Origin of the sequence: Roseburia inulinivorans DSM 16841, assembly GCF_000174195.1 — a bacterium.
In the GTDB taxonomy this organism is placed as follows: Bacteria; Bacillota; Clostridia; order Lachnospirales; family Lachnospiraceae; genus Roseburia; species Roseburia inulinivorans.
Window position 1 is genome coordinate 1 of sequence record NZ_ACFY01000058.1, and the last position, 14062, is coordinate 14062.

The window sequence follows — 14062 nt, forward strand, 5'->3', positions numbered from 1 at the left end:
TATCAGGAATTTGCAAATTCTTTTCGGACAATTCCATGTTAGCTATTTTGACGAAAAAAACAGGACAAACACACATATTTGTATAAAATGTCAAAAAAAAGAAAAAATTTACTGAAAAAATTGTGTAAAATGATGTACATTGAAAAATGGTTGTGATATACTTGAAATATCAAGAGGACTAGATTGACTAGAAAGTGACGAGAGGTGATTGACGTGATTCGAAAAGAAATGATAGCAATGCTATTAGCGGGAGGTCAGGGAAGCCGTTTAGGTGTCCTGACATCAAAAGTTGCAAAACCGGCAGTTGCATTTGGAGGCAAGTATCGTATTATCGATTTTCCATTGAGCAACTGCATTAACTCCGGAATTGATACGGTTGGTGTATTGACACAGTATCAGCCATTACGTTTGAATACCCATATCGGAATTGGTATTCCGTGGGATCTTGACCGTAATAACGGAGGAGTAACAGTACTTCCACCATACGAGAAGAGTAATAACAGTGAGTGGTATTCAGGAACTGCCAATGCAATTTATCAGAATATGAATTACATGGAGCAGTACAATCCGGAATATGTACTGATTTTATCTGGTGACCATATCTACAAGATGGATTATGAAGTCATGCTTGATTTCCATAAGGAAAATAACGCAGATGTTACAATTGCCACAATGCCTGTTCCATTAGAGGAGGCAAGCCGTTTTGGTATTGTGATCGCAGATGAAGATAAACGAATTCAGGATTTTGAAGAGAAACCGGAACATCCAAGAAGTAATCTAGCCTCAATGGGAATCTACATATTTAGCTGGAAGGTATTGAAGGAAGCTCTGACTGCAATGAAAGATCAGAGCAACTGTGACTTTGGTAAGCACATCATTCCTTACTGCCACGAGAAGAAACAGCGTCTGTTTGCTTACGAGTATAATGGATACTGGAAAGATGTAGGAACGCTTGGCTCTTATTGGGAAGCCAATATGGAACTGATCGATCTGATCCCGGAATTCAACCTGTATGAGGAATACTGGAAGATTTACACGAAGAGTGATATTATCCAGCCGCAGTATCTGTCAGCAGACAGTATTGTTGAGAAGAGTATCATCGGAGAGGGATCTGAGATTTACGGAGAGGTTCACAGTTCTGTCATCGGAGCCGGCGTTACGATCGGCAAGGGCAGTGTCGTGAGAGATTCCATTATTATGAAGGGAACCCAGATCGGTGAGAATGTCGTCATAGACAAAGCAATTATTGCTGAAAACTGCAGCATTGGTGATAACGTTACATTAGGCGTTGGAGAGGAAAAACCGAACAAGTTCAATGAGAAGATTTACTCCTTTGGTCTTGTGACGATCGGAGAGGATTCCGAAGTTCCATCGAACGTCTCAGTCGGAAAGAACACTGCAATTTCCGGCAAGACCACAAAAGAAGATTATCCGGAAGGAATTCTTGACAGCGGTGAAGTAATTATTAAGGCAGGTGACTCAGAATGAAGGCAGTAGGAATTATTTTAGCTGGCGGTAATAACAGCCGCATGCAGGAATTATCGAACAAACGAGCAATTGCAGCAATGCCGATCGGAGGCAGTTACCGGAGCATCGACTTCGCTCTGAGCAATATGAGTAATTCTCATGTACAGACAGTGGCAGTGCTGACACAGTACAGTGCAAGATCCCTGAATGAACATTTAAGTTCTTCCAAATGGTGGGATTTCGGACGTAAACAGGGTGGTTTATATGTATTCAACCCAACTGTAACAGTGGATAACAGCTGGTGGTACCGTGGCACAGCAGATGCGATGTACCAGAATATCAGTTTCCTGAAAAAACGTCATGAGCCATATGTCATCATCAGCAGTGGTGACTGTGTATACAAACTTGATTTTAACAAAGTCCTTGATTACCATATCGAGAAGAAAGCAGATATCACCGTTGTGTGCAAAGATATGGATCCGAATGTGGATGTCAGCCGTTTTGGTGTTGTCCGCATGAATGAGGATTCCAGAATCGTTGAGTTTGAGGAGAAACCAATGGTTTCCCAGTCCAATACGATTTCTACAGGTATCTACATTGTCCGCAGAAGACAGCTCATTGAGATGTTAGAGCGGAGTGCTGATGAGGGAAGATGGGATTTTGTAACGGATATCCTGATCCGTTATAAGAATATGAAGCGTATCTATGGTTATAAGATGAAAGAATACTGGAGCAATATTGCATCCGTGGATTCTTATTACCAGACGAATATGGACTTCTTAAAACCGGAAGTCAGAAATTACTTCTTTAAAGAAGAACCGGGAATTTTCTCGAAAGTGGATGATCTTCCACCTGCAAAATATAATGCAGGATCAGACGTGAAAAACAGCCTGATCGCAAGCGGATGTATTATCAACAGTAAGGTTGAAAATTCTATCTTATTTAAAAAGGTATTTGTCGGAAAGAATTGTGTGATCAAGAATTCCATTATTTTAAACGATGTTTATATTGGAGATAATACACATATTGAAAACTGTATCGTTGAGAGCCGTGATACATTGAAAGCCAACACATACTATTGTGGTGAGAATGGAATTAAGATCGTATCTGAGAACAATGAGAGATATGTGTTATAGCCGGGAGCGCAGATTTACCGACAAGGTGACAAAAACTTGCTTTAGATGAAGACTGAAAAGGGGGACTGAGACATCATGCAGATTACAGACGTCAGAATTAGAAAAGTTGAAAAAGAAGGAAAAATGAAAGCCGTAGTTTCCATTACCATAGATGAAGAATTTGTGGTACATGATATTAAGATCATTGAAGGAGAGAAAGGATTATTCATTGCGATGCCAAGCAGAAAGGCAGCAGACGGGGAATACCGTGATATCGCACATCCGATCAATTCCGATACAAGAGACCGTATTCAGAAACTGATCCTTGAAAAGTATCAGGAAACAATGGCTGTGGAAGAATAAGAACTGCAGATGAGCGGGCCGCTATGGGGATAGCGGCTCGTTTTTTGCTTATGTTGATGAGAAAAATATACGCATTCATGCAGAAATAAAAGTTGCATTCCTTACTTGCCAAATCCAAAATCTTCTGTAAAATAGAACATACGGAATAGAACAATGGAAATTATTTCATCATATTGAGAGGAACAGAACAATGGAACAGTTAAAAGCAGTCATTCTTGCAGCAGGAAAAGGAACCCGGATGAAATCAGATCTTCCGAAAGTGGTTCACACGATCGAGGGAAAATGTCTGGTAGATTATGCAATTGACGCAGCAATCGGAGCAGGCGCAGATGATATCTGTCTGGTAGTAGGATATAAACATGAAGTAGTGGAGAATAGCATTTCTCATAAAAATGTGAAATTTGCATTACAGGAAGAACAGTTGGGAACCGGTCATGCAGTAAAATGTGCCAGAGATTTCTTAGGGGATGAGGGACAGACGCTGATTTTATTTGGTGATACACCACTTATCACAGCAGAAACATTAAACCGCCTGGCAGAGCATCATAAGAAAAACGGAAATACAGTTACGGTACTTTCTGCGATGATCGACAATCCAACCGGATACGGAAGAATTATCCGCGATGCGGAAGGCAGATTTGTGAAGAGCGTAGAGCACAAAGACGCTTCACCGGAAGAGTTAGAGTCTCACGAGATCAATTCCGGTATGTACATTTTCGATACAAAAGAATTAAAGGAAGCACTCGATAAGCTGACACCGAACAACGCGCAGGGCGAGTACTATCTGCCGGATACCCTTACCATCATCAAAAACAAAGGACTTAAAGTAGATGCATTTGCACTCGATGATCCGGAAGATATCACAGGGGTCAACGATCAGGAGCAGTTAGCCGCCGCCGCTGAGATCATCCGCGCGAGAACTGCAAAATAATCTGCCGGAGTTTCGCAATTAACTATGGAAAGCAGAGGAGGGCAGGACATGTTTTTAATTGTAGGATTAGGCAATCCAACAAAGCAGTACGAAAAGACAAGGCACAATATCGGCTTTGATGTCATGGATGCCTTGGCAGATAAATATAATATTAGTATCAGTGAGAACAAGCACAAGGCACTTTGCGGAAAAGGTGTCATTGAAGGAATGAAAGTTGTGCTGGCGAAGCCGCAGACTTACATGAACTTAAGCGGTGAGAGTGTGGCAGAACTGGTCAATTATTATAAATTGGATCCGGAATCGGAACTGATTGTCGTTTTCGATGATATCAGCTTAGAACCGGGTAATATCCGTATCCGCAAAAAAGGAAGTGCCGGTGGACATAACGGAATCAAAAATATTATTGCCATGACAGGCACGCAGAATTTTATGCGCATCAAAGTCGGTGTCGGCGAGAAGCCGAAGGGCTGGGATCTGGCAGACTATGTGTTGGGACATTTCAGTACCGAAGACCGCGCCAAAGTGGAGGAAGCGATCGGACATGCGATGGATGCCACCGTTTTGATGATGCAGGGCGAAGTCGACAAGGCAATGAATGATTACAATAGTAAAAACAAGTAAAACAAAACATTTACAGTAATGAGTATTAAGATTATGAAAGTGGGAGAATTCCGGGCTGCAGAGAGGAGCGCGACGGCGTGAGAGCATTCACTGAACCCTTAACACAACTGCAGGGTTATGAAGAGTTAGAGCAGGCAGTGCAGAAGACTGAGGGAGTCATTTTGGTTTCCGGCTGCATTGACGCAGTAAAACCACATATTGTATACAGTGTTCATAATGGTTCTGGCAACAGAATCATTGTTACTTTTCATGAGCAAAAAGCGAAAGAATTGTTGGAAGAATACCGTTTTTTTGATAAAAACGTGGCATATTATCCGGCGAAAGATATTCTATTTTATCAGTCGGATATCCGTGGAAATGTTCTGACATCAGAACGTATCAATGCCCTGAAAATGATGGCTGAGGAGAAGGAATGTACGATTATTACTACGTTTGACGGTCTGATGAATCCGATGCCCGCCCCGGAAAAGTTTATCCAGGCAGTGAAGAAAATCTCTGTGGGCGATACCGTGGAGTTAAATGAACTGACCAGACATCTGGTAGAGCTTGGATATGAGAAAAACTATCAGGCAGAGACTATGGGAGAATTTTCTGTGCGCGGCGGAATCATTGATATTTTTCCGTTGACCGAGGAAACGCCGTTTCGAATCGAACTTTGGGGCGATGAGGTCGATTCCATCCGCTCGTTTGATCCGGAGAGCCAGCGTTCCATCGAAAATCTTGAGGAGATCTATATTTATCCGGCGTGTGAACTTGTCCTGACGGAAGAAGAGCGGAGGAATGGTGTCGCAAAGATTCAGAAAGAGGCAGAAAAAGCCGCAGAAAAGTTCCGCAAAGAGATGAAGACCGAGGAGGCTTACCGCGTAAAATCCATGGCAGACCAGATTGCGGAAGAGACGATGGAATACGGCATTACCGCAGGACTGGATGCCTATCTGTCCTATTTTTGTGAGGAGAGGGTATCTTTATTAGATTATCTGAAAAAAGAAGATTCCATCGTATTTCTGGATGAGACAGTGCGCACGATCGAGCGTGGACAGTCCACAGAAACCGAGTTTTCCGAGAGTATGAAACAACGTCTGGAAAAAGGATACATTCTTCCGGGACAGATGCGCGAACTTTTTTCCTGCAAAGAAATACTTGCCCAAATAAATCAGAGACGATGTGTGGCAATGGTTGCACTGGATATGAAGTGTAACCAGTTAAACATCAAAGACCGCATCGCAATCGAAAGCCGTACTGTGAATCCTTACAACAACAGTTTTGAGCTTCTTGTGAAAGACCTGAAGCACTATAAGAAAAACGGATACCGCATGATCTTACTATCGAGTTCGAGAACCCGTGCAAAACGTCTTGCGGAAGATCTGATGAACGAGGAGCTTCCGGCATTTTACTCGGAAGACTTTGACCGTGTTTTAAGTCCGGGAGAGATCATGACAGGATATGGCAAGGTGAAAAAAGGGTATGAGTATCCGGCAGTCAAGTTCGTTGTGATTTCTGAGAGTGATATTTTTGGCTCGGAAAAGAAGAAAAAGAAACGCCACCGCATGTATGAGGGTGAGAAAATCGCCAGTTTTACTGATCTGAATATCGGTGACTATGTCGTGCATGAAAATCATGGACTTGGAATTTACCGTGGCATTGAAAAAATCGAAGTAGACAAGACCGTGAAGGATTATATCAAGATTGAGTATGCCGGAGGTGGAAATCTCTATATTCTGGCGACACAGCTGGAACTGATCCAGAAATATGCCGGTGCGGACGCTAAAAAGCCGAAATTAAATAAACTTGGTGGACAGGAATGGAATAAGACCAAGACGAAAGTCCGCGGAGCGGTCAAAGAGATTGCAGGAGATCTGGTGCGTTTATACGCAGTGCGGCAGAGTGAGCGCGGTTTTGCCTATGGGCCGGATACTGTCTGGCAGCGCGAGTTTGAGGAGATGTTCCCATTCGAGGAGACGGAAGATCAGGACCTTGCGATCGAGGCAACGAAAAAAGATATGGAGAGCACGAAGATCATGGATCGTCTGATCTGCGGTGACGTTGGCTATGGTAAGACTGAGATTGCCATCCGTGCGGCGTTTAAGGCGGTGCAGGATGGGAAACAGGTTGCATTTTTGGTGCCAACAACCATTTTGGCGCAGCAGCATTACAACAATTTTGTACAGCGCATGAAGGATTTTCCGGTGAATATCGATCTGCTCTGCCGTTTTCGTTCTGCAGGTGAGCAGAAAAAGACATTAGAAAAACTGAAAAAAGGTCAGGTGGATATCATTATTGGTACACACCGTCTTTTATCGAAAGATGTGGTGTTCAAAGATCTTGGACTTCTGATGATCGACGAGGAACAGCGTTTTGGTGTCACTCACAAGGAAAAGATTAAGCAGTTAAAAAATAACATTGATGTGCTCACTTTAACCGCGACACCAATCCCAAGAACACTGCATATGAGTCTGATCGGAATCCGTGACATGAGTGTGTTGGAAGAACCGCCTATGGATCGAATCCCGATCCAGACTTATGTGATGGAATATAATGAGGAGCTTGTGCGGGAAGCAATATCCAGAGAGCTGGCGCGTGGCGGACAGGCGTATTATGTATACAATCGCGTGAAAGAGATCGCGGATGTGGCAGCGAAGATCGCAGAGCTTGTGCCGGAGGCGAATGTCGCCTATGCGCATGGACAGATGAAAGAGACCGAACTGGAAAATATCATGTACAAGTTTATCAATGGAGAGATCGACGTGCTTGTGTCGACGACGATCATTGAGACAGGACTCGATATTTCCAATGTCAACACCATGATCATCCATGATGCGGACAACATGGGGCTGTCACAGCTCTATCAGCTTCGCGGACGCGTGGGACGCTCAAACCGGACAGCGTATGCGTTTTTAATGTATAAGCGCGATAAGATGTTAAAAGAAGTCGCAGAGAAACGTCTCGCTGCGATCAAAGAGTACACGGAGCTCGGCAGTGGTTTTAAAATTGCCATGCGAGACCTTGAGATCCGTGGCGCAGGAAATCTGCTCGGCGCAGAGCAGCACGGGCATATGGAGGCGGTCGGCTATGACCTCTACTGCAAGATGTTAAACGAGGCAGTCAAAGAGGCGAAGGGTATGAAGCAGGAGGAAAGCTTTGATACGACGATCGACATTGATATCGATGCCTATATTCCGATGGGATACATTCCAAATGAGGTGCAGAAGCTTGATATCTACAAACGTATTGCAGATATCCAGACGGATGAGGAGACGGAGGAGATGTTAGAGGAGCTGATCGACCGTTTCGGTGATCCACCAAAACCAGTGGAAAATCTGCTTTACATTGCAAAAATAAAGTCATTGGCGCATGCAGTTTATATGACAGAGATTTCACAAAAAGCGGATACTGTGAAGTTCACACTTTATGGGAAAGCGAAACTTGACGTGGCAAAAATCCCGGAGTTTATCGCATCTTATGGCAATAACCTGAAGTTTACCATGGATGCCAAAGCACCGTATTTTACTTATTTTTTGAAGAAAAATTCCAGGGAAAAGAATGTGGATGCCAGAACAGTGATAGAAGATTTTTTAAATGGTGTGCAGGAAAAATTAAAGATTGCGCAGGACTCTGTGAAAAAAGAGTGAAAAATCTTGCGGCACCGGTAAAAAAGCACTATAATAGGAAAAGTGACTATCCATGTATGAAAATCGAGTGGATACATTTAGGAGGCTAAATCCTCTGCTCCCGCAGGGGCAGTCGCATTTTGCTCCGCAAAACAAGGAGGATTTATGAAGGCAAAGAGATTTACAACACTGCTCGTAAGTAGTGTTTTAGCAGCATCTATGTTAGTGGGATGTGGCGGCATAAATAAAAATGAAACCGTTGCAACCTTAGATGGACAGGAAATTAAGTTAGGAGTAGCTAATTTTGCAGCGCGTCTGCAGCAGGCGGAGGCAGATGATTTTTACAGAGCTTATTTTGGAGACGATGTGTGGTCATCCGATCTGTATAACAATGGAACAACCATGGAAGATAACACGAAGAACAGTGTCATCGAGATGATTGAAAATTTATATATTTTACAGAATCATATGGCAGATTATGACGTGACACTGACCGATGATGAGACTGCAAAAATCGCAGAGACAGCAGCACAGTTCATGGCAGACAATGATGATAAGGCGGTCAATGCACTCGGAGCAACAGAAGACATTGTGAAGGAATATCTTACCTTAGTGACAGTTCAGAGTAAAATGCGTGCAGCGATCATTGCAGATGCAGACACAAATGTCAGTGATGCAGATGCCAACACAAGTGCATATAGTTATGTCAATGTATCGAAAACCAGTTATAAAGATGCAGACGGAAATACACAGGAATATACAGATGATGAGAAAGCAGAACTTGCAGATACAGTTCAGAAATTCCATGATGCAGCAGCAGACACGACACTTGATACAGCCGCAGATGAGTATGGATATACGGTGAGTACAGGTACATTTTCATCAGATAACACCACATTGGATGAAGAAGTGTTGAACGCATTAGAGGGACTTAAGAGCGAGGGTGAGCTCTCTGACGTAGTGGAGACAGATAATTATTATTATGTGCTCCGCCTTGACGAGATCACAGATGCAGATGCCACAGAGGAACACAGACAGGAGATCATCAGCCAGCGTCAGAGCGACTTATATAATGAAGTCCTTCAGGGCTGGAAAGATGAAGCAGAGTGGGTATTAAAAGATAAAGTGTGGGATAAAGTTACATTTGACAACTTATTCACAACAACCGTAGAATCAACAGAGACAACAGAGACTACCGAAAGCAGCACAACAGACAATGCAGTGACAGAGAATACAGAGGCAGTGGAAGGCACAGAATCTGTACAATAATAGAAAAAAAGAGACAGGATAATCAGAGAAAGCATACAGCTTTGGAGATTATCCTGTTTTTTACTTTACCCAGATGTGCAGCCGCACAGTTGTGCTTGTGCAAAGGGAACGTTTATGCTATTCTAAAAAAAGATGTGTATCAGCAGCTGAGACGTGCAGACATAGCGGAAAACCGAAGTGTACATGCACTGCGGAAGAAAGAATAATAAGAGGAATCTTGCAGCAATGAAAAAAGATAATATAGTACTGATCGGAATGCCTGGAGTGGGAAAAAGCACCGCAGGTGTCATTCTTGCGAAAGTTTTAGGATATGAATTTGTAGATGCAGATCTTGTGATCCAGAAAGAGGAAGGCAAGCTTTTAAAGGAGATCATTGAGGAAGTTGGAACAGACGGTTTTATCGCAGTGGAGAACCGAGTGAACAGCTCGCTTGAGGTCGACCATTCGATCATTGCCACAGGCGGAAGTGTTGTCTATGGAAAAGAAGCGATGGAACATTTGAAAAGCATAGGAACTGTGGTTTATTTACAGCTTCCATTTGAAGAGTTAAACAGAAGACTGAGCGACATCAAAGGTCGTGGTGTTGTTTTAAAAGATGGACAGACTTTAAAAGATCTGTATGAGGAACGTGTTCCGTTATATGAAAAATATGCAGATATCACGGTAAACGAATATGGTCTGAATGTGGAGCAGACCATTGATAAAATTTTGAGTTTGAGGAATGAAAAGAAATGCAAAAAATAGAGTTGACAAAAAAAGTGATCATAGAACTATTTGTGATAGCGGGTTTATTTTTGGTTTTACTGTTTTTTGCAGTTTCACAGAAAGTTACGATCGGACAGAAATACCAGCAGGTTTATTTTAATGGAGAACTTGTAGGAAATATTGCAGGTCATGTATCAGTCGATGATGCGGTGCATGAGGTGCGCCGAGAACTTGCAGCAGAGAGCGATGAACCACTCTGCATGGATTATGAATATTCTTCCAGTAAAGCCAATGATTGGTTTACTCCTTTGATGACAGAAGATGCATTAAAAGAAGCCTTAAAGGAGAAAATGAAAGTATCAGAAATTGAAACACAGGTGCGGGCTTACACAGTAGCAATTGAAGGCTATCGCGGAAATTTCAAAAGTATGGACGAAGTGACGGAATTTTTGAATACGGTCAAAAATGAGGCTGATACGGAAGGACAGTATACAACACAGATTTCCAAAGAAGCCGGACATATCAGTGGTATTTATACAGCACAGCTGACAGAAGTTGATCCGAAAGAGAATACAGAGGTGACACCGGAGGTGACGCTTGCAGATCAGGTGTCTGCCGGAGCCAATGGGGCATTTACCTATCAGATGGAATACGCAATGGCAAATCCAAGGGATGACAGTTACGAGACGGGAACCATTGGAATGGAATTTATAGAGCGTGTCGAAGTGTATGAGAAGTACATTTCCGGGGATGCACTGTCGGATGTGGAAACACAGGTAGAAGAAGTCACAAAAGAAAAAGAAACGAATAAAATATATGTAGTAGAGAGTGGTGATGTACTTTCTGTTATCGCGATGGATCATGATACAACAGTAGCCAATATCATGGCATTGAACGGATTTGACAATGCAGAGGTAAGGATTTATCCGGGACAGGAGATCATCATTGCAGTGCCGGAACCGGATTTAAGCCTTCGCATTAAAAAAGGTGAAGTCTATGAAGAGGATTATAACGCAGAGCCGACCATCATAAAAAATGATGAATGGTATACGACAAAACAGGTGGTACACCAGGAAGGCACGACCGGACACAGAGAGCGTAATGACATTGTCACCTATGAAAATGGAATTGAGGTTGCGAGGGAGCTTGCGCATCAGACGATCATGGTGGAATCGACACCGGCAATCATTGAGCAGGGAACAATCACGCCGCCAACGTATATCAAACCATTGGCAGGTGGGCATTTCACATCAGGATTCGGACGCCGCTGGGGAAGAATGCACAAGGGCGTTGACTGGGGATGCCCGGTCGGAACAACCGTTTATGCATCCAGTGCAGGAACTGTTGTCAGTGCCGGTTACAGCAAAGGATATGGCAATAATGTTGTCATCAGCCATCCGGATGGCAGAATGACACGATATGCACATAACAGTAAATTACTGGTATCAGCAGGTCAGTGGGTAGAACAGGGACAGAGCATTGCACTGAGCGGAAGTACCGGAAGATCTACAGGTCCACATGTTCATTTTGAGATTTATATCAATGGAGTTGCAGTAAATCCATTGAATTATATTGGTCAGTAATGATATAATAAGCGGAAGAAAGAACCGCTTGACAAAAAGATATAATGGTTACTATAATAATGTGTTTGTATGCAACCATTCGATAAGTCTGTAAGTTGATGGCAGACTGGACGAAAATGTTCATAGAGGTGTGATATGGAACAATATGTAATTAAAGGTGGAAATCCTTTGGTTGGAGAAGTTGAGATTGGCGGAGCAAAAAATGCGGCACTGGCAATCCTTTCTGCAGCCGTAATGACGGATGAAACTGTTACGATAGAGAATCTCCCAAACGTGAGAGATATTAATGTATTATTAAACGCAATTCAGGAAATTGGAGCAAAAGTCGACCGAATCGACGCTCACACTGTTAAGATCAATGGATCATTTATCCGTGATTTTAATGTTGACAATGAATATATCAGAAAAATCAGAGCATCTTATTATCTGATCGGTGCTTTGTTAGGAAAATATAAAAGAGCAGAAGTGGCACTTCCGGGTGGATGTAATATCGGAAGCCGTCCAATCGATCTGCATTTAAAGGGATTCAGTGCATTAGGCGCCAATGTTGATATTAAACATGGGCTTGTTCTTGCATCCGCAGAAAAGCTGACAGGAACCCATATTTATCTGGATAAAGTATCTGTCGGAGCAACCATTAACATTATGATGGCAGCTTCTATGGCAGAGGGAAAAACAATTATTGAGAACGCAGCAAAAGAGCCACATGTGGTGGATGTTGCGAACTTCTTAAACAGCATGGGTGCGCAGATCCGTGGTGCTGGTACGGATGTAATCCGGATTGTCGGTGTGGAAAAACTCCACAAGACAGAGTATTCTATTATCCCGGATCAGATTGAGGCAGGAACCTTTATGTTTGCAGCGGCTGCAACAAAAGGAGATGTCACCGTAAAGAATGTCATTCCGAAGCATTTGGAGGCAACTACAGCAAAACTTTTAGAAATTGGATGTGAAGTGGAAGAATTTGACGATGCAGTGCGTGTTGTGGCTTCCAAACCGCTTCATCATACACAGGTGACAACACTTCCATACCCGGGATTCCCAACAGATATGCAGCCACAGATGGCAGTTGTTCTTGGAATTTCTGAGGGAACAAGTACAGTGACTGAGAGTATTTTCGAGAATCGTTTCAAGTATGTTGATGAATTGACACGTATGGGTGCCAACATTAAGGTAGAGAGCAATATTGCGATCATCAATGGAACGGAAAAATATACCGGGGCAAGAGTGAATGCTCCCGATCTTCGCGCCGGAGCAGCACTTGTAATCGCAGGTCTTGCGGCAGAAGGAATTACAGTTGTAGATGATATTTACTATATTGAACGTGGATATGAAGAATTTGAAGCAAAACTGGCGTCTCTTGGCGCGGTTATCGAGAAAGTGAGTACAGAAAAAGAAATTCAGAAATTCACACTCAAGGTTTCTTAAACCGGAGTTTAATTGGCGTAGTGTCGCAGATTCTGCGGTGCTTTCTTAGGGCTTGAAGGGGCAGATATAAGCGTCTTTCACAAGTCGTGATTTTATAGGTTTATGAAAAGAAAAACGGTACAGACGAAATATGATGTTCCTGTTCGCCGGGCATTCCGCTGGGCTTCTGAACAACAATCATGTTCAGCTGAAGCTTCCATGATTGTTAGAATCCCAGCTCCATGGCTCACAAAGGAAATCATATTTGTCTGTACCGTTTTTCTTTCATTTACGCTGTGAATGACTTGTGAGAGGACGCTTATATTTGCCCAGTCAACGTTATGGATTGCACCACAGAATCTGCCATTTACGTTATGGAACTCGCTGGGGATAGGATGAGTGCCTATAGGATCAAAACTCAATCTGCATTCTTGAAATAAATGAATTAGGTTTTTTAATGAATTTTAGCGGAATAAAATAGAATTGCATATGTGATTATGGTAGAATATGATATTAATGATTTTGTCAATCGGAAGTTGTTAAAGGAGCGTGATTAAGTGAACATAATTGACAAACTCTTGGAAACCCCGTGCTATATAATGGATTTCCTCCCTAAACAAGTACCCATGAATTGTGGTGGACAGTTTTTTGAAGTAGAAACTTATCTACTCAACCACTATGATTACTGTGGGTTAAGAGATAGATTTGTTGGCGTTATTTTGAAAGCGATGTGTTATTATCCTGTATCTGTTCATTGGGGCAAATGGATTGAACAGCCAACCCCCGAACAAGTAACAAAAATCATTGATACTATACTGGAAAGCCATTCTGGTGATGTAAATATATTATTTACAAGTAAAGATGTGCTTCTCCAGTTTGGATGGGATTGCTTAAATATAAGCATTTATAATCCAGATGAAGAAATGTGTATGTTGTTTGAGAAAATTGCAGCTTCAGAAGGATTGTTCTGGCGGAAATCAGCGTGACAACTTG

Annotated in this window: 11 protein-coding genes; all 11 read left to right on the forward strand. The window is 42.6% G+C overall.

All coding sequences use genetic code 11. The features are described 5' to 3' along the window. The first annotated feature begins 213 nt into the window (after nt 1–213). The 11 genes from ROSEINA2194_RS06380 to ROSEINA2194_RS06430 all read left to right on the forward strand — a co-directional run bounded on the left by ROSEINA2194_RS06380 (nt 214) and on the right by ROSEINA2194_RS06430 (nt 14055). On the forward strand, nt 214–1488 hold the full coding sequence (locus ROSEINA2194_RS06380; RefSeq protein ID WP_021922134.1) for a glucose-1-phosphate adenylyltransferase: 1275 nt from the start codon (nt 214–216) through the stop codon (nt 1486–1488). Continuing rightward, complete coding sequence (gene glgD, locus ROSEINA2194_RS06385; RefSeq protein ID WP_007884662.1) at nt 1485–2603, forward strand: glucose-1-phosphate adenylyltransferase subunit GlgD; 1119 nt, start codon at nt 1485–1487, stop codon at nt 2601–2603. The genes ROSEINA2194_RS06380 and glgD overlap by 4 nt, the downstream gene beginning before the upstream one ends. 75 nt (nt 2604–2678) lie before the next feature. Further along, on the forward strand, nt 2679–2945 hold the full coding sequence (gene spoVG, locus ROSEINA2194_RS06390; RefSeq protein ID WP_007884664.1) for a septation regulator SpoVG: 267 nt from the start codon (nt 2679–2681) through the stop codon (nt 2943–2945). 190 nt (nt 2946–3135) lie between these two features. Next, nucleotides 3136–3876: a sugar phosphate nucleotidyltransferase gene (locus ROSEINA2194_RS06395; protein ID WP_007884666.1), complete on the forward strand. Its 741-nt coding sequence runs from the start codon at nt 3136–3138 to the stop codon at nt 3874–3876. A 48-nt stretch (nt 3877–3924) separates the two neighbouring features. Then, nucleotides 3925–4497, forward strand: coding sequence for an aminoacyl-tRNA hydrolase (gene pth / locus ROSEINA2194_RS06400; RefSeq protein WP_044927382.1), 573 nt, complete (start codon nt 3925–3927; stop codon nt 4495–4497). Between the two features lie 77 nt (nt 4498–4574). Then, nucleotides 4575–8126, forward strand: a complete 3552-nt coding sequence (mfd, locus tag ROSEINA2194_RS06405) for a transcription-repair coupling factor (RefSeq protein ID WP_007884669.1) — start codon at nt 4575–4577, stop codon at nt 8124–8126. 144 nt (nt 8127–8270) lie between these two features. Continuing rightward, complete coding sequence (locus ROSEINA2194_RS06410) at nt 8271–9374, forward strand: peptidyl-prolyl cis-trans isomerase (protein ID WP_007884671.1); 1104 nt, start codon at nt 8271–8273, stop codon at nt 9372–9374. Nucleotides 9375–9599: 225 nt separating this feature from the next. Beyond that, nucleotides 9600–10118, forward strand: a complete 519-nt coding sequence (locus ROSEINA2194_RS06415; protein ID WP_021922139.1) for a shikimate kinase — start codon at nt 9600–9602, stop codon at nt 10116–10118. Further along, nucleotides 10106–11662: a M23 family metallopeptidase gene (locus ROSEINA2194_RS06420; RefSeq protein ID WP_007884677.1), complete on the forward strand. Its 1557-nt coding sequence runs from the start codon at nt 10106–10108 to the stop codon at nt 11660–11662. The genes ROSEINA2194_RS06415 and ROSEINA2194_RS06420 overlap by 13 nt, the downstream gene beginning before the upstream one ends. A gap of 135 nt (nt 11663–11797) precedes the next feature. Then, nucleotides 11798–13090 (forward strand): UDP-N-acetylglucosamine 1-carboxyvinyltransferase, encoded by a 1293-nt coding sequence (gene murA / locus ROSEINA2194_RS06425; protein WP_007884679.1) that lies wholly within the window; start codon nt 11798–11800, stop codon nt 13088–13090. A gap of 536 nt (nt 13091–13626) precedes the next feature. Next, nucleotides 13627–14055: a hypothetical protein gene (locus tag ROSEINA2194_RS06430; protein WP_118091880.1), complete on the forward strand. Its 429-nt coding sequence runs from the start codon at nt 13627–13629 to the stop codon at nt 14053–14055. Nucleotides 14056–14062: the final 7 nt, after the last annotated feature.

Excerpts from the sequence above, each read along its gene's own strand:
- ROSEINA2194_RS06410 (WP_007884671.1), top strand. The coding sequence starts at position 8,271 with ATGAAGGCAAAGAGATTTACAACACTGCTCGTAAGTAGTGTTTTAGCA.
- murA (WP_007884679.1), top strand. The coding sequence starts at position 11,798 with ATGGAACAATATGTAATTAAAGGTGGAAATCCTTTGGTTGGAGAAGTT.
- ROSEINA2194_RS06420 (WP_007884677.1), top strand. The coding sequence starts at position 10,106 with ATGCAAAAAATAGAGTTGACAAAAAAAGTGATCATAGAACTATTTGTG.
- spoVG (WP_007884664.1), top strand. The coding sequence starts at position 2,679 with ATGCAGATTACAGACGTCAGAATTAGAAAAGTTGAAAAAGAAGGAAAA.
- pth (WP_044927382.1), top strand. The coding sequence starts at position 3,925 with ATGTTTTTAATTGTAGGATTAGGCAATCCAACAAAGCAGTACGAAAAG.
- glgD (WP_007884662.1), top strand. The coding sequence starts at position 1,485 with ATGAAGGCAGTAGGAATTATTTTAGCTGGCGGTAATAACAGCCGCATG.
- ROSEINA2194_RS06395 (WP_007884666.1), top strand. The coding sequence starts at position 3,136 with ATGGAACAGTTAAAAGCAGTCATTCTTGCAGCAGGAAAAGGAACCCGG.
- ROSEINA2194_RS06415 (WP_021922139.1), top strand. The coding sequence starts at position 9,600 with ATGAAAAAAGATAATATAGTACTGATCGGAATGCCTGGAGTGGGAAAA.